Genomic DNA, 21,258 nt, shown 5'->3' with positions numbered 1-21,258 from the left:
TTTGTATCATTTCTTAAAATCTTTAATTTTATGCAAGCAAAAAACTTTCTCAATATAAATAGGTGTTTAATGTATTTAAAATTCAGAAAAAATAAAATATAATAAAAGTACGAACTGGTTATGTCCAAACCAAATCTCCTGTTTTATGCCAATAAGCTGGGGGGCCGAGAAATCGGCCTCATTTTTTTTGCTCATTACTACAAGGAACAAGGTTTTTGTGAGACTTTTGTCGAAATTTTAGGGATAGATATAAAGGGGGATGTAAAATGGATTTGAAAATGAAGTACATCATTTTATATGTAGAAAAGTTTGAGGAATGTTTAAAATTCTATAAAGATATTTTACAGTTACCTATAAAAGCAGAGCATGGTACATATATTGAATTTAATACTGGAACTACCATTTTAGCGATGAATACGCGGCAAGATGTGAAAGAATTAACAGGACTACCGCTTACAGAAGGTGAATTAAAGTCTTCTCATTTCGAATTAGGATTCGTTGTTGAGAATGTACAAGAAACGATTGAGCAATTTAGAGAACAAGGAATCAAGATTTTAGTTGAACCTATTGTAAAACCGTGGGGACAAACAATTGCCTACATTGCTGATCCAGATGGAAATTATATTGAAATTTGCAGTTCATTAGAATAGAGGGAGAAAGAGAGATGGGATTTCCAAAACTAGAAACAGAACGTTTACTCTTAAGAGAACTTACACTATTAGATGCAGAAACGATGTTCCAATATTTTTCGAAAGAATCAGTTATACGTTATTTCGGAATGGATTCTTTTGAAAATATTGAGCAAGCGAAAACAACGATTCAAACGTTTAAAAATCGTTATGAAGAGGGCAGTGTATTTCGCTGGGGAATCGAGAAAAAAGGGACGGGCCAATTAATCGGAACGTGCGGATTTCATTTAATTAATAATAATCATAAACGAGCTGAAATTGGTTATGAATTAGATGATACATATTGGGGACAAGGATATGCATCGGAAGCATTACAAGCGATTTTAGCTTACGGATTTGAAATGCTGCAACTGATAAGAATCGCAGCGGTTGTATATGTAGAAAATAAAGCTTCTCAAAAGTTGTTAATAAAAGCAGGATTTCAAGAAGAAGGATTACTTCGAAAACATATGATTCAAAATGGAGTTGCTCATGATACCATTTTATATTCTTTATTAAAAGAAGAGTGGATGAAGTAATGAGTACAAACGAACTTATAACGATTATGAAGAATCATAGGGAAAATAGATTCATTTTAGGTATAGATGGTTTAAGTCGTTCAGGAAAAACAACATTCGTAGCAAATTTAAAAGAAAATATGAAACAAGAAGGCATTCCGTTTCATATTTTCCATATTGATGATCATATAGTGGAGCGTAATCGACGCTATTATACAAACCATGAAGAATGGTATGAGTATTATTGTTTACAGTGGGATATTACATACTTGAGGCAGAAGTTTTTTCAGAAGTTACAACATGAGACAAAATTAATTTTGCCTTTTTATCAAGAGGAAACAGACTCATGTGAAATGAAAAAAGTACAGATTCCTATTGTAGGCGTAATTGTTATTGAAGGAGTTTTTCTGCAGCGAAAAGAATGGAGAGATTTCTTTCATTATATGGTCTATTTGGACTGTCCAAGAGAGACAAGGTTTCTACGTGAGAGTGAGGAGACACAGAAAAACCTTTCAAAGTTTGAAAATAGGTATTGGAAAGCAGAGGATTATTACTTAGAAATGGAATCGCCGAGGGATAGGGCGGATTTAGTCATTAAATGATTTGAACATAGAAGGTGAATAGAATGAATATTTTATGGGATTTTGATGGGACGTTATTTGATACGTATCCTGCATATACAATGATGCTTTCTGAAATATTAGGTGATTCAGTAGAAAAACAAGAAATATACAAAAACTTAAAAATATCATACTCTCATGCAATTCAGTATTATAATATTTCATGCGAGCAGGAAGAAAAGATTAAAGTTTTGAAGGGAAAATTCACGTCAAAAGATATGAAACCTTTTGCAGGTGTCGAAGAGGTTTTGAAATTTGCAAATAAAAATGTGATTATGACCCATAAACATAGGGAAGGGGTTATGGGTATTTTAAAATATTACGGCTGGGAAAAATACTTCGTAGATATGGTTACAATTGACGATGGCTTTCCTCGAAAGCCAAACTCTTTAGCTTATAATCATCTGCATAAAAAATACAATATTGATTTAGCTATTGGAGATAGAGAATTAGATTTATTACCTGCAAAAGAATTAGGTATTTCAACATGTATGTTTCAAGGTAATTGTGATGTAGCGGATTATTCTTTATCACATTACTCGGAGTTTTTTAAGGTAGTGAGTGATAGAGAGTTTTCTTTATAAAAAAAGTTATTAATAAAGACTGTATCTTTCATTTTAAAGGTACAGTCTTTATTTTTTAGAGCTATTATATACCAATTGCCGTGGATTAAAGAATGATTGTATATCTTTAGTAAAGAAATAGTCAGGTTAGTTGTTAGATAGAAATAAACTGACAGATAAAGTGATAGTGTCCGTTTTATCTGCTTTTTATCATAACCAAATTATGGTTATTCATGCTAATATAAACTCATAGCTATATAGAAGGGGTGGGATTAGTATGAAAACAGAAATAGTTCCTAAAAAGAAGTACAGTATAATAAGCTATATATCTTTACTCATCGGCATTTTGTGTTTTCTATTCGTTTTTATAACGCCAACAAGGATAGCGAATGCAGGTAATATAGTTGGAGATTATATTACAATTGCCCTGACAGGTGTAGGTATCATGCTTTCAATAATCACAATGACGAAAAAAACAGAGAAGAAGGGGATTGCTATCCTTTCATTAATACTGTCCTCATCATTTTTTATATTTTGGATCATAGCGATTATCCTATTGTTTACTGGTCAAATTAGTTTTGCGCCGTAATGTGAAATAAAAAGAGTCCTTTTCGTATGATAACGGGTATAGTTACGGGAGTGAAAATATAAAATAACATACAAATTAGGGATGTAAATCACTTATGATTTAGCATCCCTTTTTTTATTGTTATTTCAGTGTTTAAGCGCTTTTATATAGTTAAATAGCGTTCTAAATAATAAGATAAATGGAAAATTTATGTTAAAATAATTATAGAGATTGTGAAAAAATGTTCTTAAACTAGCGTTCAGATTACTTTAAGAAGGTTTTTTCAAAGGTAATGGTAAATATCATATTTTGAAGGGGTGATTGTAGTGGATTAAGTGATTTTTTTAATCTTGGTTAAATACTTTGAAGATAGGGGTTTATAACTATGAATACAAAACTAATAATAGTAGAAGGGTTACCTGGATTTGGAAAATCAACCACTGCAAAGCTAATAAATGAAATTCTAAGCCAAAATAAAATTGAAGTTGAACTATTTTTAGAGGGAAATTTGAACCACCCAGCCGACTATGATGGTGTATCTTGTTTTAATAAATTTGAGTTCAATAGATTATTATCTAACAGTGGAGATTTTAAAGAAGTGCTCCTTAAGAAAGTTCTAAAAAAAGGAAGCAATTATTTATTACCATACAGAAAGATGAAAAATGAGTTTGGTGACCAGTTTTCGGACGAATTATTTAACATTATTTTAAAAAATGATATATACGAATTACCATTCGATAAAAATGTTGAATTAATTGCTGACAAATGGAATGACTTTACTGAAATCGCTCTAGAAGACAATAAGGTTTATATCTTTGAATGTTGTTTCATACAAAATCCATTAACTATTGGGATGATTAAATATGGTGAACAAAAAGAAAAAATAATAAATTATGTAATGAAAGTTGCAAAAATCATAGAGAATTTAAACCCAATGTTATTGTATGTAGAACAAGATAATCTTGAATTTTCATTTAGGAAGGCGTTAAAAGAAAGAACTCCAGAATGGTCCACAGGAATTATCGACTATTACACTAACCAAGGCTATGGGAAAGAACATCACCATTCAGGTGTAGAAGGAGCGATAAAAGTTCTTGAAGCTAGAAGGAATTTAGAATTAGAAATATTCGATATGTTAAAAATGAAAAAAGAAACAATCAATAATACAAAATATGAAATTGACTCATATAGGTCAATGTTAAAAGATAAGTTAGCCATACAAATGGTGAAATAGCTTTTTACACTAACTGGTGCTTTAGTTGAAGAAGGAAATAAAAAACGCTCAGAATATTTTCTGAGCGTTTTAGTTTGTTATTTCTAATGTTTATTAGCATTTTTCTCTTCCTAAACTGAACCCATTACTCGTATGAAGGACTCTTTTTATTCGGTATCTTTAGGTTGATATTCTAAAATATCCCCCGGTTGGCATTCTAATGCTTTACATATTGCTTCTAAAGTTGAAAAACGGACTGCTTTTGCTTTTCCATTTTTCAAGATAGAAAGGTTAGCCATTGTAATTCCAACCTTCTCCGAAAGTTCTGTTACACTCATTTTTCTTTTTGCTAACATTACATCAATATTAATAATAATTGCCATATTATTCACCTCAGACCGTTAAATCATTTTCTGATTTTATATCTATAGCATCTTTTAATAGTCTTTGGAGAACGGCAGCAAAGACCGCGATTACCATTGAAGCAAAAATCATAATCATTCCGATAATAATAATGCCAGGGGCATCATCTCTCTCTGCCACGAGATAGAAAAGTGGCATACCTAATACATATAATACACTAATTGCCAATGCGCTGTACTTAATATTTTTTAAAGCTTGAACAGATAACTCTGAGAATGCGTTGTTTTTATCAATATAGTTTAAAAGCTTAAATGTTTGGTACAGTGCGAAGTAATAAGGTATTGCTGTTGCGTATAAATTGATAAATACAAGATATTTAATATATGAAATATCTGGATATAATTCTGCGGCGAAATTTCCTATTTTAGGGACTAAAAAAATGCACATAGCAAGAACGGGGATTCCGATCAGAATCACAACGGTCTTTAAAAAGAGTGTGGATCCTTGTTTCATAAAAAGCACCTCATTTATTTATTATCTTATTAATTTAACATGAAATTTATTGTTTAACAATAAATTTTTATTCCTTTTAATCGAGGATTTATTGTTACGCAAGTAATTAATGAAAAGGATGCTAAATCTTTTTTATAAGATAGATGACACATACCGGTATTTAATTAAGGAAAGAAAGAGAAAGTAACTATTGTTAGCTTTATAAGAATTGGGAACTAATAAAACATATGTAGGTTGTGGAATGAAAAAGGAAATAAGGTGTATTGAAATGAATGCAAAGTTTATGGAGGAACAATCATGGTTAATTATGGTGTGAAGATGAAAAAATTACTATTAGTGGGAGCTATAATAGTAAGCGTATTAAGTACGGAAAGTATGATGAATTATCATGCGGCCAAAGCTAAGGTGAAAAAAGTAGAACACCAGCCTAAAAATATAATTATGATGGTTATGGACGGAACGAGTTCAACGGCGACAACATTGGCTCGCTGGTATAAAGGGGCACCGCTTACGTTAGATCAAATTGTAACAGGAGGTGTTCGTACGTTTTCGGCGGAATCAGCTATTACAGACTCAGCGCCAGCAGCAACAGCATTAGCAACTGGAAATAAATCGAATTCAGGATATGTAGGCGTACTACCTTCTATTGTAAATTCACCTAACTTAAAGCCAATAAAAGAAGAGGACAAGTTACGACCGGTCGCAAACGTATTGGAAGGTGCAAAACGTACTGGCCGTGCAACTGGAATTGTTGCTACATCTGAAATTCAGCATGCTACTCCGGCGGGATTCTCGGCTCACCATGTCAATCGCAAGCAATTTGACGTAATTGCGAAGCAGCAAGTATATCAAAATATAGATGTCGTATTAGGCGGGGGAAAAGCGGCGCTGCTACCTATGAAAAGTAATGGAATCCGAAAAGATGGTGAAAATTTAGTAAAGGTGATTCAAGACAAAGGATACGATTTTGTTGAAACGAAAGATGCGTTATTGAACTCCAAATCTAATAAAATTTGGGGCTCTTTCTCAAATCATGCTCTTGCGTTTGATATAGATCGTATAGCAACAAATCCAGAACAACCAACACTTTCTCAAATGACAGAAAAAGCAATTCAAACATTATCAAAAGACAAAGATGGTTTCTTTTTATTCGTAGAAGGTAGTAAGCCTGATTGGGCAGCGCATGCTAATGATCCAATTGGGATGATTAGTGATGTATTGGCATTTGATGAAGCGGTAGCAAAGGCGTTACAATTTGCGAAGAAAGATGGGGATACGATGCTCATAGCTTTAACTGATCATGGTAACAGCGGTATCTCTATAGGGAATAGAAATACGACAAAAGGATACAATACTACACCGGTTTCTGCATACATTGATTCATTGAAAAAGGCGAAAATGACACTTGAAGGAACTATAAATAAACTGAAATCTGATTTATCAAATGTAGAAGATGTAGCTAAACTATACGGTTTGGATAATCTAACTCATGATGAAAAAGAAAAATTAAAAGCGGCAAAAAAGAAAATGGATGTAGGACGAATTCTTACTACATTATTGGCTAATCGTGCAAATATCGGCTTTACGACAGGAGGACATACAGGTGAGGATGTATTTTTACATTCTTATGGACCTCAAAAACCAGAAGGCTTAATCCAAAATACAGACATTGCGAAGACGATGGCGAAAGCGATGGGCTTTAACTTAGAAGAAGTAACGAATAAAATATTTTTAGAGAGTGAACAAGCCTTTAAGAAAGTCGGTGCAACTGTAACAGCTGACAAAACCGAAGGAGCAAACTCGTTACTCGTGGTAAAACATAATAAAGTAGAAGCACAACTATTTGGTAACAAAAATATAATTCGTATCAATGGTAAAGGGTATGAATTAGGAAGTATTATTGTAGAGAGTAATGGAAAGTGCTATGTACCAGAAGAAGCAATTCAACTATTTGTAAAGCATTCTCGTTAAAAAATTGCTAACCAGTTAAGCTAACTGGTGGCAATTTTTTGCGTTTATTCTAAATATAAGGGTTCGGATTGTTTTGGAAAGTTTTCCAGATGAGACTTGTATAAATGTTAAAGGGGAATTATATTTTTTTCTTACATTAAAAAATTTCGTTTTGTAGAATAGAGAATTTATACATATAGTAAAGTCTAATGTATTATCAATTAATATTTATGAAAAATATATTAATACTTTAGAGTTTCTTTAATTTTCATTATTTCTTATTTAATATTATTCGTTATATTTATAATATGTTTATTTCAATTTATCGTATTGTAGCGCAGTTTCATATAATTATAAAGCAAGCATCAAAATAAAATCTCCACTAGAGTAAATTTATTATTTTTTTGCGTCTTTTTTATCCCGCTATTTGCTGGGCAGTAAGACCCCCACCTCAAAATTCAGCGAAAGCAAAGAAGTTAGGTGGGGATCGGGCTGCCTGTAAAAGCCCGATTGGTGAGGGCTGATTAAAGTTTCACTTTATTTACGAAAATTATTATGCAGCTAAGAAAACTGTAGTTCATTGAATTAGAGGTATATTAGAATTTGGTTGAAGAAAGAGAGAGGGAATAAAATGAATATAGTGCACTTACGTCCTAAACAGCGGTCTAAGTATCGCATTATGCTAGGGACGTGGTATTACTCTACAAAGAGATACATTCAGTGGTTAGTAGACGGAAAAACATATGCAAAAAGGCTCCAACAAGAAAAGCTACCTTGTACAGCAATTCAGCACCGAACGATATTACTTCGTAAGCTCAAAGATGTAGATATGTGGTATCAACAGAATAAGGTTGTTAATTTGAAAATTGCTGTTAAAAAACTAAATGGTATCGTCATTAGACCAGGAGAAAAATTTTCTTACTGGCGTTTAATAGGTAAGCCTACGAGGAAAAAAGGGTATGTAGAAGGTATGGTATTACACTACGGATCTTTTCAAACAGGTATTGGAGGAGGTCTTTGTCAGCTTTCGAATTTAATATATTGGATGACTTTACATACACCACTGACAGTAACAGAACGATATCGTCATAGCTTTGATGTCTTTCCTGATTCTAGGCGAACTCAACCGTTTGGGAGTGGAGCGACTTGTTCCTATAACTATTTGGATTTACAAATTAAAAATGAAACGGACCAACCGTATCAACTTCACCTTTATATGACAGATGAATATTTAGTTGGTGAATGGAGAACAGTCTATCCGCAACTTTATCAATATGAAGTATATGAGAAAGAACACTCAATTCAACCTGCATACTGGGGCGGTTATATACGACATAATGTGATTCAACGTAAAGTATATAATCAACAGAAACAGTTAATAGAAGATCAATATGTAACGGAGAATCACGCTATAATGATGTACGAACCACTATTAGCTTGTAATAATGAGAATAGTGAGTAATGTGGTAATCCATAGATTAAATAGTATAGAAAATATTTAATTCTTATTTTTATTAAAAAAATATAAATCTCAGATTTACTGGATTTTGATTGTAACTAAGAACATATAAAAGTTCACTGTTATTTATAGGAGAGCCTATTTGTTTTTCTATCTTTTGTATTTCACTCTGCATAAAAAAATATTTCTCAACATTTTATTTGTTGAAAAAGATTGAATATTCGTATTATAACGAATATTATGTTGTTATCGGCAAAAAACGATAATTTGCAGACACTGGGGAGGAAATACATTGAAAAAGAAAAAGAAATTAAAACCATTAGCGGTATTAACAACAGCAGCAGTACTAAGTAGTACGTTTGCTTTTGGAGGTCACGCAGCGTATGCTGAGACACCAACATCATCTCTACCAATAGATGAGCACTTAATACCGGAGGAGCGTTTGGCTGAAGCGCTAAAACAACGGGGGGTAATTGATCAATCTGCATCACAAGCTGAGACTTCAAAAGCTGTCGAAAAATATGTTGAGAAAAAGAAAGGGGAAAACCCTGGGAAAGAAATCTTAACAGGAGATAGTCTTACGCAAGAAGCCTCTGACTTTATGAAAAAAGTAAAAGATGCAAAAATGAAGGAAAATGAACAGGCGCAGCAGCCTGAAGTAGGCCCAGTAGCTGGACAAGGTGCAGCATTGAACCCTGGGAAATTAAATGGAAAAGTACCTACTACATCAGCGAAGCAAGAAGAATACAATGGAGCTGTTCGAAAAGATAAAGTACTTGTTTTACTTGTAGAATTTAGCGATTTTAAGCATAACAATATTGATCAAGAGCCAGGATACATGTATTCTAAGGACTTTAATCGTGAACATTATCAAAAAATGTTATTTGGTGATGAACCATTTACTTTATTTGATGGATCGAAAATTAACACATTTAAGCAATATTATGAAGAACAATCTGGTGGTAGCTATACAGTTGATGGGACTGTAACAGAATGGCTTACTGTTCCAGGAAAAGCATCAGATTATGGTGCTGATGCGGGTACTGGGCATGATAACAAGGGGCCTTTAGGACCAAAAGATTTTGTGAAAGAAGCATTAAAAGCAGCGGTAGCAAAAGGAATCAATTTAGCAGACTATGACCAATTTGATCAATACGATCAAGATGGTGATGGAAATAAAAATGAGCCAGATGGAATTATTGATCATTTAATGGTTGTACATGCTGGCGTTGGTCAAGAAGCTGGCGGCGGTAAATTGAAAGATGATGCGATTTGGTCACATCGTTCAAAACTAGGTTCAAAACCATATGCAATTGATGGCACGAAATCTTCTGTTTCGAACTGGGGCGGAAAGATGGCTGCATACGATTATACAATCGAGCCTGAAGACGGAGCGGTTGGTGTGTTTGCACATGAGTATGGCCATGATTTAGGCTTACCAGATGAATATGATACAAAGTACTCAGGACAAGGTGAACCTGTTGAGTCATGGTCTATTATGAGTGGTGGTAGCTGGGCTGGAAAAATTGCAGGAACAGAGCCAACGAGTTTCTCACCACAAAATAAAGAGTTTTTCCAAAAGAATATGAAGGGGAATTGGGCGAATATCCTTGAAGTAGATTATGACAAACTTAGCAAAGGCATCGGTGTTGCGACATATGTAGATCAAAGTACTACAAAATCTAAACGACCTGGAATCGTTCGTGTTAACTTGCCGGACAAAGATATAAAAAATATCGAATCGGCGTTTGGTAAGAAGTTCTATTATAGTACAAAAGGAAATGACATTCATACAACACTTGAGACACCAATATTTGACTTAACAAATGCAAAGGATGCTAAGTTCGATTATAAGGCATTTTACGAACTTGAAGCGAAGTATGATTTCCTTGACGTATATGCGATTGCAGAAGATGGAACGAAGACACGCATTGATAGAATGGGCGAAAAAGATGTAAAAGGCGGCGCGGATACAACTGATGGTAAGTGGGTTGATAAATCATACGATTTAAGCCAATTCAAAGGAAAAAAAGTAAAACTGCAATTTGAGTACTTAACAGATATTGCAGTAGCTTATAAAGGATTTGCGTTAGATAATGCAGCATTAACTGTAGATGGAAAAGTTGTTTTCTCTGATGATGCAGAAGGTCAGCCAGCAATGACGTTAAAAGGCTTTACTGTGTCTAACGGATTTGAACAGAAAAAACATAATTACTATGTAGAGTGGAGAAATTACGCTGGTTCTGACACTGCGTTACAACATGCACGTGGCCCAGTATTTAATACAGGAATGGTTGTATGGTATGCGGATCAAAGCTTTACAGATAACTGGGTAGGCGTTCATCCAGGTGAAGGGTTCTTAGGAGTAGTAGATTCCCATCCAGAGGCAATTGTAGGGACATTAAACGGACAACCTACTGTGAAGAGCAGTACGCGTTATCAAATTGCCGATGCGGCATTCTCATTTGATCAAACACCAGCATGGAAAGTAAATTCACCAACTCGCGGTATCTTTGATTATAAAGGATTACCAGGAGTGGCAAAATTTGATGATTCTAAGCAATATATCAACAGCATCATTCCTGATGCAGGACGTAAGTTGCCGAAACTAGGACTGAAGTTTGAAGTAGTAGGCCAAGCTGAAGACAAGTCTGCAGGTGCGGTTTGGCTTCATCGATAAAATAAGGTAAAACGAAGAGGAGCTGCCACAAGTCGGTGAAACTGACTTATGACAGCTCTTTTCTTCTTGTGAAAAAACTCTCTGTTTTTTTATGTACTTATTGGAAAAATTCGAAGTTTCTTTGATACATAAAATGCTCCGTCTGTCCAATTATAGAAGCTATTTTGGACGTAAGAAATTTGTAAGTAATGAGTAAGAAAAAAGAGATTTTCATAGTATAAAATATTTATTATAGCTACTTTTAACACCTGATACTAATAGTGTGCTATAATATGAATTAGCAACAAAAAGGAAAGGAATTAGAACAATGACCTTAGAAAATACTAAAAATTTAAAAAAACAAGTTGCTCCTTTTGAAAAATCAACGATTAAAAAAAGTGTTTGGCAACTGATCAACACAATCGTGCCATTTATTATTTTATGGTACCTTGCTTATAAAAGTTTGTCAGTTTCTTATTGGTTAACATTAGTTCCAGCACTGTTAGCCGCTGGATTTATGACAAGGATTTTCATTATTTTTCATGATTGCACCCATTATTCGTTCTTTAAAAGTCGACGTGCAAATAGAATAGTTGGAACGTGTATGGGTGTTTTAACATTATTCCCATTTGATCAGTGGGGGCATGAACATTCTATTCACCACGCTACAAGTGGTAATTTGGATAAGAGGGGTACAGGGGATATTTGGACGCTTACAGTAGATGAATATGTAGCAGCACCATTTAGACTCCGTTTAGCATATCGTTTATATCGCAATCCATTCGTTATGTTTGGGTTAGGCCCGATTTATGTTTTCCTGCTTAAAAATAGATTTAACCGAAAAGGTGCTAGAAAAAAAGAACGTATGAACACTTATTTAACAAATATTTTAATCGTTGCTATTATAGGAATGCTTTGCTGGGCAATTGGATGGCAATCGTTTCTTTTAGTACATGGTTCTATATTTTTAATAGCAGGTTCAATAGGTATTTGGTTGTTTTACGTACAGCACACATTTGAGGATTCTTATTTTGAAGAGGATAAAGATTGGGAATATGTGAAAGCGGCAGTGGAAGGAAGTTCTTTTTATAAGCTTCCTAAAATTTTGCAATTCTTAACTGGTAATATTGGATTCCATCATGTTCACCATTTAAGCCCAAGAGTACCTAACTATAAACTAGAAGAGGCACACAATAATACGCTTCCGTTAAAAAATGTACCAACGATTACGCTTGCTACAAGCTTACAATCACTACGTTTCCGTCTTTGGGATGAGAAAAGTAACAATTTTGTTAGCTTTAAAGATGTCAAAAATATAATTAAAAATAATGTTTCTGTTCGAGTGAAATCTGAACTATAATTGCATCGTATATAATACTCCCCTTAATCATTTTCGATTTAAGGGGAGTTTGTGTTTAAAGAGTAGATGCCAGATAAGAAGAAAATTTACATAATTCAAATTGTAATTGAAGCAGATTAGGAATAGCTCGTACGTAAGTACAAATATAAGATGACAGTAAATGCATTATGTTAACAAATTTATAGTAAATGGGGAATCGTACAACATTATATCCAAAAATAAGAAAAGACTTGAACGGAAATTCCATTCATTTTTCTTGGTGTTCCTCATTCCATACACTTAAATAGGACGCATATTCTAATTCATCTGGATTCTTATGTAACATAGAAATGAATTCTAATTTATTTCCATCACAATCTAGAAAGTATACACTTGCAGCAGGCATCCACCTTTGGACAATTGGCTCTTGATTTCCTTTTCCTTGACTTCCTATCACTGCTATTCGACGTTCCTCTAACCACGCTTTAGAAGTCATTAAAAACTCTAAATTTACACCAAAAGCAAAATGTCTCGGCTCAAAGTCTTCAATGTTATGTACTTCCCATAGTCCAAGCATTTGTTGTTTATTTTCTCCGACCCAAAAGAAAGCCACTCTTCTTTTGGAGAGTTTTCTTGCTAACGTTAATCCTAGCTTGTTTTGATAGAAATTTATTGCGTTTTCTAAATTTCTTACATGTAAATGAGTTTCGTATATGTTCTGTATTATTATGATCATTCCTTTCTTTATTGGTAACTACCAATTAAATAGTGAATGTAATTTTAAAGTTGAAATATGTATAAGCCTAGTAATGTACATCTATATCCGATATACCTAGTTACTATTATATTGAAATTGGAATGTGATAAATCCCACTGAGGTAGTAAGTGTTTAAATGAACACTCTACTACTTTTGTAGGAGAGGGGATATATCTATTAAATTCAGATGAAATCATATTTAAATAATGAAAAACGCTATTCTTTTCGTAAGAATAGAGTTTTTTTATGTTTTTAAGTTGGTGGCCATAGGGTAGAATTTGAAAAATGAGGATTTACAAAGCTAAGAAATTTGACTCCACAAAAAAATCGATTTCCTGTGGAGTTAAAGGAATCGACTTTTTTATTTACCTTGATATATTAACGCAGCTATTAACTTAATAGTAAATAAGTATAATCCACTATTTCTCCCAAAGTTCGATCAATCGACCTTCAGGATCCTTAATCCAAATAAACTTTCCAAATTCACTGATTTCTTCTTTCTTCTCAAGAGGTACACCAATATTCTCAAGATGCTTTATAGTCTCGTTTAGATTATGTACTTCGAAATTTAACATCACTTGTTGTTCTTTTGGAAAATAATTGTCATTCTCTGTAAAGAAAGAAAAGATGGTCTCATTTCCTAACTGGGGTTTAATCACAGTTCCATTCCAATCTTCTATATCAAGTTTCAACACTTCACTGTACCATTTTTTTATAACTTCAAGATTCTTAGTTCTCCAAAATATTCCTCCAAAACCTTTTATCATCGTATCTAACTCCTGTCTATCTTTAAATATATATTAAATATATCAAAACAAAACAGTAATAGTAAGCAGAATCATCAACTTATGAATAGTAAAAATAGTAATTGTTAGTATTATAGTATTTACTACATTAACACTTTCTACAACATCATTAGCAGAACTTGAAATTTCGGGAAAGGTATAGAAATGCTCATTTTTCAACCCAAAGTTCACCTGAGCAATCCAGAACTTAAAGTGTTATAAATAATTCTTTCAATAGTAGGGGGAAATGAGAGAAGGAACGATAAAAGACCACACATGAAGTGAAACGCCATGTGTGGTCTTTTATGTATCGTCAAATATTACGAAGTCTCGCTAATTTTAGTTTCACTATGAGTGTTAGTAGAATTTCTTTTCTTAACTTTAAAGTGATAGTAAGTGTAGCAAAAGATGATAAATGGGACAGTGCAATAGATTCCAAGTCGTTGTTCTGGGATAAAAATAAGACTGATTAATATAATGCCATACAATCCAAAACCAAGAATTGGTACGAGTGGATAAAGTGGCGTTTTAAATTTTAAGTCTTCTAATTTTCCGCCGTCTGCTAAATAATGTTTGCGGAAAAAGAATTGAGAAACACAAATTGACATCCAAACAATAATGGTAATGACTCCGGAAATTGAAATGAGCCACAAGTAAACAGTTTCAGCAGCTACTACGCTTGTCAAAAGAGAAAAAGCAGAAATAGCTATCGTCATGATTAAAGCGTTGAGAGGAATCCCACGTGATGATAATTTCTTTAAAAAGGCTGGAGCCATTTCGTTTTTTGATAAAGACCAAAGCATTCGAGTAGCAGCGTATAGTCCTGAGTTTGCAACAGAAAGAACAGCAGTAAGAATAACAAAGTTCATAATATCAGCTGCATATGGAATACCGATATTATCAAAAACAGCAACGAATGGGCTCTTTGTTAATCCAGCTTCTTCCCAAGGAATTAAAGCAACAAGAACAAAGATTGCTAAGACGAAGAAAAACATCGTGCGCCATATAATATTTCTAATAGAACGAGGTAAAGTTTTTGCTGGATCTTCACTTTCACCTGCTGCGATTCCAACAAGTTCTGTACCTTGGAAGGAATAGTTGACTGTAACCATTGTTAAAAGAATAGCGGCAAGTCCATTTGGGAATAAACCACCATGATTTACGAAATTTGATAATAGCGGAGCGGGTTCGTCACCTTTTAAATCAATAAAACCGAACATAGCGGCGCCGCCAAGAATAATGAAAGCGATAATGGCAGATACTTTTATACTTGAAAACCAAAATTCTGTTTCTGCATAACTACGAGCAGATAATGCGTTAATAGTGAAGATTGTAACGCCAAATATTAAACACCAAACCCAAACAGGAATATCAGGAAACCAGCGCTGCATTGTAATGCCGGCAGTTGTAAATTCAAGACCGGTCGTATTCGCCCAGCTTAACCAATACAACCATCCGATTGTAAAGCCAGTTGCAGGATTGATGAACTTAGTGGCATATTCTTGGAAAGAACCTGAAACAGGCATGGCTACAGCAAGTTCACCAAGACATAGCATAACGAAATACATTAATAATCCACCGGCCATAAAAGCAAGTACGGATCCGCCAGGTCCAGCTTGACTTATAATAAAGCCAGATCCGTTAAATAACCCCGTTCCAATCACACCACCGAGTGCAATCATGAATAAGTGTCTACTTTTCATCGTCCGTTTTAATTCATTGTTTGTATTGCTTACTTGCGCCATTGTTTTCCTCACTTTCATAGTTGATAGAATAAAGTTTGATGTTTTTCCGTATTATGGAATGTATTCCGTGATGTGAAATCTTGTTATAATTTTCAGATAATTAAAAAGAAAAGTCAATATTTTTTTGTTTGCGTTTTCAATTCTTTGTTAGTGATATGTTTTTATTGTTAGAAAATTAAATAAATAGATTGATTTCATTTCGAATGTTTGCTAAATTGATAGTTAATTAAGCATACTAACATATTACGAGTAAAGTTGAGGCGAGTTATGGTACAGTCCATTGATCGAGCGATAAGTATTATTAAATTATTGAATTCTACAAATGAAAAAGAGTATTGGGCTATTTCTGATATAGCTGATGGAACACATCTCCCGGTTAGTACAGTACATAGATTACTTAACTCTTTAATGGAGCATGGGTTAGTTACACAAATTTCAGAGACAAAACAGTACAAAATTGGACCAATGTGGATGGAAATAGGGTTACGTCAATTGGAGAAGGTAGACTACAGATCTGTTGCAAGAGAAGTGATGAAACGTTTAGCTGCTGAAGTGGAGGAAAGTGTCTATTTAAATATTCCAAACGGAACACATTCTATTATCATTGAAAGAATTGATAGTCCTTTAAAAATTCGAGTTATCGATAATCTAGGGGAACAAATTCCACTTTCAATTGGTGCCGCAAATAAAACGATGCTTGCCAATATGAAAACGAATGAAATGGAACATATTGTAGAAAATTTACTTTCTTCATTACCAGAACAAAAGCAAATTCTTCTTAATCAAATAAAGCAAATAAAAAATGAAGGATATGCTGTCAGTTATGGTGAAAAAACAGAAGGGACAGCTTCAGTAGCTGCACCTATTATCGGATTTAATCATAAAGTAGTAGGAGCATTAAGTGTTGGGTTAATTAGTCATCGTATTAATGATGATCGACTATCTTTTCTTATTAGCAAGGTAAAACAAGCGGCTCATGAAATATCAATAAAAATCGGCAGTACATCAGAACTATAATTTTGATAGCTGTCGTCATTTTTTTTATTCATATACTGGAATTAGTTTTCATAATGCGGAAAAATAGGGGGATTTATATGTCAAAGTGGCAATCAAAAGAACAATTGATTCAATTATTAAGCGGTCTTGTTGAAATTCCTAGTATTACCGGTTCAGAAGCTGAAGTAATATTGCCAGACTTTGTTGTGGAACAGTTATCTGATTTACAGTACTTCAAAGAAAACCCGCATCATTTACAAAAAAATCCGACAGGGGACGGACGATATTTTGTTACAGCACTAGTAAAGAAAAGCGATAGTACAAAAAATACTGTAATTCTAGTAAGTCACTTTGATGTTGTAGATGTACAAGATTACGGAGTGTGGAAAGAAGATGCATTTAATCCTAAAAAGTTAACATCTATGTTTTATTCTCATAAAGATGAACTTCCAGACCATGTACGTGAAGATATAGAACATGGAGAATGGCTGTTTGGTAGAGGAACAATGGATATGAAATGCGGCCTCGCATTACAAATGGCAATGATTGAACAAGCATGTGAAGGAAGATTCGATGGGAATGTTCTTTTATTGGCTGTACCAGATGAAGAAGTGAATTCTATAGGGATGAGGGCGGCTGTTCCGAGATTGTTAGATTTAGCAAGAGAGCATAACTTAGATTATAAAACGGTCTTAAACTCAGAGCCTATGTTTTCAAGACATCCTGGTGACCAAAATAAGTATATTTACACTGGCTCTATTGGTAAAGTGTTACCTGGTTTTCTTTGCTATGGAAAAGAGACACATGTAGGTGAACCTTTTGCAGGCTTAAATGGGAGTTATATGGCCTCATTAATAACAGCAGAATTAGAGTTAAACACAGACCTTTGTGATATTGTAGAAGGGGAAGCGAGTCCTCCGCCAACTAACTTACTTCAAAGGGACTTAAAGGAGGATTATTCTGTACAAATTCCGCATCGTGCAGTTACATTATTTAATTTGTTTTTATTAGAAAAATCAATGACAGATGTAGTTTCATTGTTACGTCAAAAAGTAACGAAAGTAGCAGAGAAAATAGAAGAGTCGTATGAAAAACATGCATATCGTTTTTCTAAATATAATCCATTTATACCACCTAATCTTAAAGTAAATGTATTAACTTATGAAGAGCTTATCACATATGCAATTGAGCAACATGGACAAGAAAAAATAAATCATATTCAATCTAATATTATAAAAAATAGAGAAGATAAAGATGATCGTGCGGTAACGATTGATTTAGTAGATAAATTAGCGATTTTATGTAAAGAAAAGGCACCGATGATTGTACTTTTCTTCGCTCCGCCGTACTATCCAGCTGTGAGTTCGCGCAACAATCCTTTAATAAAAGAGGTAGTTGTAGAAATGGAAAAGTATGCACACTACAATCATAAGATTACATTTGAAAACCAAAATTATTTTGGGGGGATTTCAGATTTAAGCTATGTAGGCTTGCAGTATCCACTGGATTCAATGAGTTCTCTTGTAGACAATATGCCATTATGGGATAAAGGTTATTCAATTCCACTTCAGGAATTAGAAGAGTTTGATGTTCCAGTATTAAATATGGGGCCGGTAGGAAAAGATGCACATCAATGGACAGAACGTCTAGATGTAAACTACGCATTTGAAACACTAATAGATATGTTACCGAAATGCATTGAAAAATTATTAGTTTCTAATAAAATTACACAATCATAGTAGGGAATAGGTAAGGGATAAAACAGAACCTTTAAAGAAGATTCGAATGAAATTATTTTAATATAATTAAAAAGCGGAACGGCCAAGCTCAATTTTATATGAGTTTGGCCGTTTATCATGTAGTGAATTTTTAATTAAAATTATGTGAATTCATAGCTAACGTAATCTCTTTTATAGTTTTATTTTTTAGTTTGACCAGATAGTTCAACAGACTTTTGCGTACAACGTTGCATAGCTGAAATAATCGCTGTTCGTAATCCTTTTTCCTCTAATGTTGCTACAGCTTCTATTGTCGTTCCACCAGGAGAACAAACCATATCTTTCAATTCACCTGGATGTATTCCTGTTTCTAGTACCATTTTTGCAGAGCCTAACACAGCTTGAGCAGCGAATTTATATGCTTGATTTCTTGGCATACCATCTAGTACAGCAGCATCTGCCATCGCTTCTATAATCATATATACATAAGCTGGTGAAGAACCACTTACAGATGTTACAACATCCATTAATTTTTCACTTACGATCTCTGTTTGACCAAAACTATTGAAAATGTTTAGTACATCTTCTAAATCTTTTTCTGTCACCATTTCATTAGGGCATAATGCAGACATTCCTTCTCCAACAAGAGCAGGAGTATTAGGCATTACTCTTACAACCTTTAATTTTTTATTAAAGGCATTTTCAGTACTTTCAATACTTTTCCCAGCAGCGATCGTAATGATGATAGCATCGTTTTTGATTACTTCTTTTATTTCATTAATTATTGATGCGTATAGGTCTGGTTTGATTGATAAAATTAAAATATCAGCATTTTTAGCTACTTTATTGTTGTCGGTAGTTGTAGTTAGCCCATATTTTTCACTAGCATTTTTTAAATTAGCAGTGTTTAAATCTGAACAAATAATATGATTTGAAGACACTATATTTTTGTTTATCATTCCGCCAATCATAGCCATTCCCATATTTCCGCAACCGATGAATCCAATTTGTTTATCCATAATAACTCAATCTTGCTCCTTTTATAATCAATTATATCGGTTTGATATTATTTTCTTAGAATAAGAATAACATCCCTGTGCAATATAAAGAAACATTCTAAGAGAATATATTCCTTTTTGCAACACTAAAAGATAAAAATTAATTATATTCGACATTATGTAAATATATACACTATAATTTAAGATTTTATGTTTATGAATATGAGTTAAACTTATATCATTTTGTATTTTCATTCAGTAGGGCGATAATTTCATACAAATAACTTGTGGCTCTATTTATTTTTTAAAATACCTCTTGACACCGAATCGAACTATATCGCATAATATAAAAAAATTAGATTGAAAATCGTTGAAGGGAATTAGTACATATGTCTTCTTGCGAAAGAGAGTGGAATTCACCGGCTGAAAGATTCCTCGTATAGAATATATCGAACCTATCCCTGAGTCTTAAATGAAAGTTTAGGCGTTCGCCTGCGTTATAGGCACCAAGTGGATATCTATGTATATCAATTAAGGTGGTACCGCGGAACAATGACCGTTTCGTCCTTTTTATTTTATTAAGGGCGAAGCGGTCATTTTTATTTTGCTCTTAAATACTTCAGTGCAGCATTGATGAGAATAGATATAGTTACAAAGTGAATGAAGTGTAATTTATAAAAAACTTTGATTTTAGACTTGGAGGATAAAAAAGTGAAAAAACAACGAGTTGTTGTAAAGATTGGGAGTAGTTCCTTGGCAGATAGTCACGGAGGCATCTCTACAGAACAGCTTTCAGATCACGTTGCCGCATTGGCTCGGTTGAAAGCTGATGGGCACGAGGTTGTGTTAATTACATCTGGAGCCGTCGCTGCAGGTTTTTCAGCGCTAGGATATCCTAGCAGACCTGTAACGATTAAAGGGAAACAGGCTGCAGCAGCTGTCGGACAAAGTTTGTTAATGCAGGCGTACACGGAGGAATTCCGTAAATATGGCATCGTTACTGCGCAACTTTTGTTGACGAGAAGTGATTTTTCTAGAAAAGAACAGTATAGTAATGCTTACGCTACGTTAGGAGAATTATTAAACCGTTCCGCTCTTCCAATTATTAATGAAAATGATTCCATCTCTTTAGAGGAGCTGACGTTCGGTGATAATGATATGCTGTCAGCTTTAGTAAGCGGGCTTGTTTCGGCGGATATGCTTATGATCTTTACAGATGTGAACGGGTTATATGACAAAAATCCTCAGAAAAATGCGGATGCAAAAAAATATTATTTTCTTCCTGAAGTTACGGAAGAAATTTCTTCTCTTGCAGGAGATGCTGGCTCAAAACTTGGGACTGGCGGTATGAAATCAAAAATCGATGCTGCAAAGACAGCACTCTCTCTTGGTGTGAGTGTATTTATCGGAACAGGACGTGGACAGGAAAAGTTTGTAGATGTTTTGAAGGGTAAGGGTGATGGAACGTATGTCGGTAATGCTCCTCAAAAAGAAATGAAGATGAACAAGCAATGGATTGCCTTGCATTCGCTTGTTAGCGGACAAATTGAAGTAGATGCTGGGGCAGCTACTGCCATCATTCAGCATGGTAAGAGTTTACTTCCAGCTGGTGTTACGAATGTATCAGGATTTTTCCAAGTGGGTGAAGTTGTAGAGGTTGTAACGCAACAAGGGCGCGTAATAGGAAAAGGACAATGCACATATAGTGCAGAGGAACTAAGAGATGTAAAAGGTATGCAAAGCCAAGATATTCAAGTAAGAGGCGAGAGACATAGTTATGAAGTCATCCATAGGGATCATTGGGTTTCACTTTAAAAAGGAGGAAA

At 34.0% G+C, this 21,258-nt stretch carries 19 protein-coding genes and 1 other annotated feature; of the genes, 13 read left to right on the top strand and 6 right to left on the bottom strand.

Annotated features, from left to right (window positions below; all coding sequences use genetic code 11):
* Window positions 1-266 precede the first annotated feature (266 nt).
* The 6 genes from ATL10_RS12910 to ATL10_RS12885 all read left to right on the top strand — a co-directional run bounded on the left by ATL10_RS12910 (window position 267) and on the right by ATL10_RS12885 (window position 4,171).
* Window positions 267-650, top strand: a complete 384-nt coding sequence (locus ATL10_RS12910) for a VOC family protein (RefSeq protein WP_000364497.1) — start codon at window positions 267-269, stop codon at window positions 648-650.
* A 14-nt stretch (window positions 651-664) separates the two neighbouring features.
* The gene (locus ATL10_RS12905) at window positions 665-1,207 is read left to right on the top strand and encodes a GNAT family N-acetyltransferase (RefSeq protein ID WP_090977717.1); all 543 of its coding nucleotides are present in this window, start codon (window positions 665-667) and stop codon (window positions 1,205-1,207) included.
* Complete coding sequence (locus tag ATL10_RS12900; RefSeq protein WP_016512646.1) at window positions 1,207-1,788, top strand: kinase; 582 nt, start codon at window positions 1,207-1,209, stop codon at window positions 1,786-1,788. The genes ATL10_RS12905 and ATL10_RS12900 overlap by 1 nt, the downstream gene beginning before the upstream one ends.
* Window positions 1,789-1,811: 23 nt before the next feature.
* Window positions 1,812-2,390, top strand: a complete 579-nt coding sequence (locus ATL10_RS12895; RefSeq protein WP_016512647.1) for an HAD-IA family hydrolase — start codon at window positions 1,812-1,814, stop codon at window positions 2,388-2,390.
* 256 nt (window positions 2,391-2,646) lie between these two features.
* The gene (locus ATL10_RS12890) at window positions 2,647-2,958 is read left to right on the top strand and encodes a hypothetical protein (protein WP_000845548.1); all 312 of its coding nucleotides are present in this window, start codon (window positions 2,647-2,649) and stop codon (window positions 2,956-2,958) included.
* 364 nt (window positions 2,959-3,322) lie between these two features.
* Complete coding sequence (locus ATL10_RS12885) at window positions 3,323-4,171, top strand: P-loop NTPase family protein (protein ID WP_001093199.1); 849 nt, start codon at window positions 3,323-3,325, stop codon at window positions 4,169-4,171.
* Window positions 4,172-4,317: 146 nt separating this feature from the next.
* Here ATL10_RS12885 and ATL10_RS12880 read toward each other — a convergent pair whose 3' ends face one another.
* Window positions 4,318-4,533 carry a helix-turn-helix domain-containing protein gene (locus tag ATL10_RS12880; RefSeq protein WP_000974623.1) on the bottom strand — a complete coding sequence of 72 codons (216 nt, stop codon included), beginning with the start codon at window positions 4,531-4,533 and terminating at the stop codon, window positions 4,318-4,320.
* 10 nt (window positions 4,534-4,543) lie between these two features.
* Window positions 4,544-5,026, bottom strand: coding sequence for a DUF2975 domain-containing protein (locus ATL10_RS12875; RefSeq protein ID WP_000809125.1), 483 nt, complete (start codon window positions 5,024-5,026; stop codon window positions 4,544-4,546).
* A gap of 297 nt (window positions 5,027-5,323) precedes the next feature.
* On the opposite strand from ATL10_RS12875, the gene ATL10_RS12870 reads away from it, so the two are divergent.
* From ATL10_RS12870 to desA, 4 genes are all read left to right on the top strand, one after another.
* Window positions 5,324-6,997: an alkaline phosphatase gene (locus tag ATL10_RS12870; RefSeq protein ID WP_097914129.1), complete on the top strand. Its 1,674-nt coding sequence runs from the start codon at window positions 5,324-5,326 to the stop codon at window positions 6,995-6,997.
* A 610-nt stretch (window positions 6,998-7,607) separates the two neighbouring features.
* Window positions 7,608-8,438 carry a VanW family protein gene (locus ATL10_RS12865; protein WP_110496978.1) on the top strand — a complete coding sequence of 277 codons (831 nt, stop codon included), beginning with the start codon at window positions 7,608-7,610 and terminating at the stop codon, window positions 8,436-8,438.
* 289 nt (window positions 8,439-8,727) lie between these two features.
* The gene (locus ATL10_RS12860; protein ID WP_110496975.1) at window positions 8,728-11,115 is read left to right on the top strand and encodes an immune inhibitor A domain-containing protein; all 2,388 of its coding nucleotides are present in this window, start codon (window positions 8,728-8,730) and stop codon (window positions 11,113-11,115) included.
* 307 nt (window positions 11,116-11,422) lie between these two features.
* Window positions 11,423-12,454 (top strand): Delta(5) desaturase DesA, encoded by a 1,032-nt coding sequence (gene desA / locus ATL10_RS12855; protein WP_000171496.1) that lies wholly within the window; start codon window positions 11,423-11,425, stop codon window positions 12,452-12,454.
* Window positions 12,455-12,701: 247 nt separating this feature from the next.
* Here the strand turns inward: desA and ATL10_RS12850 are convergent, their stop codons facing one another.
* The 3 genes from ATL10_RS12850 to ATL10_RS12835 form a co-directional block, all read right to left on the bottom strand.
* Window positions 12,702-13,160 (bottom strand): VOC family protein, encoded by a 459-nt coding sequence (locus ATL10_RS12850; protein ID WP_025117857.1) that lies wholly within the window; start codon window positions 13,158-13,160, stop codon window positions 12,702-12,704.
* Between the two features lie 449 nt (window positions 13,161-13,609).
* Entirely contained in the window at window positions 13,610-13,957 is a 348-nt protein-coding gene (locus ATL10_RS12840) for a VOC family protein (protein WP_000589590.1), read from the bottom strand.
* A gap of 338 nt (window positions 13,958-14,295) precedes the next feature.
* On the bottom strand, window positions 14,296-15,720 hold the full coding sequence (locus tag ATL10_RS12835; protein WP_000079995.1) for an amino acid permease: 1,425 nt from the start codon (window positions 15,718-15,720) through the stop codon (window positions 14,296-14,298).
* 267 nt (window positions 15,721-15,987) lie between these two features.
* Here ATL10_RS12835 and ATL10_RS12825 point away from each other — a divergent pair, with 267 nt between their 5' ends.
* Window positions 15,988-16,737, top strand: coding sequence for an IclR family transcriptional regulator (locus tag ATL10_RS12825; RefSeq protein ID WP_000250751.1), 750 nt, complete (start codon window positions 15,988-15,990; stop codon window positions 16,735-16,737).
* Window positions 16,738-16,790: 53 nt separating this feature from the next.
* The gene (locus ATL10_RS12820; protein WP_003274521.1) at window positions 16,791-18,455 is read left to right on the top strand and encodes a M20/M25/M40 family metallo-hydrolase; all 1,665 of its coding nucleotides are present in this window, start codon (window positions 16,791-16,793) and stop codon (window positions 18,453-18,455) included.
* Between the two features lie 179 nt (window positions 18,456-18,634).
* Here ATL10_RS12820 and proC read toward each other — a convergent pair whose 3' ends face one another.
* Window positions 18,635-19,453, bottom strand: a complete 819-nt coding sequence (proC, locus tag ATL10_RS12815) for a pyrroline-5-carboxylate reductase (RefSeq protein ID WP_000360722.1) — start codon at window positions 19,451-19,453, stop codon at window positions 18,635-18,637.
* Window positions 19,454-19,793: 340 nt separating this feature from the next.
* Window positions 19,794-20,004 (top strand) — a binding site (T-box leader).
* Window positions 20,005-20,143: 139 nt separating this feature from the next.
* Here proC and proB point away from each other — a divergent pair.
* Entirely contained in the window at window positions 20,144-21,247 is a 1,104-nt protein-coding gene (gene proB, locus ATL10_RS12805) for a glutamate 5-kinase (protein ID WP_000744798.1), read from the top strand.
* Window positions 21,248-21,258 lie beyond the last annotated feature (11 nt).

The sequence above is a fragment of the Bacillus sp. 196mf genome (assembly GCF_003217275.1).
GTDB classification, from domain to species: Bacteria; Bacillota; Bacilli; order Bacillales; family Bacillaceae_G; genus Bacillus_A; species Bacillus_A thuringiensis_S.
This window is presented reverse-complemented; position numbering and strand designations above follow the sequence as displayed.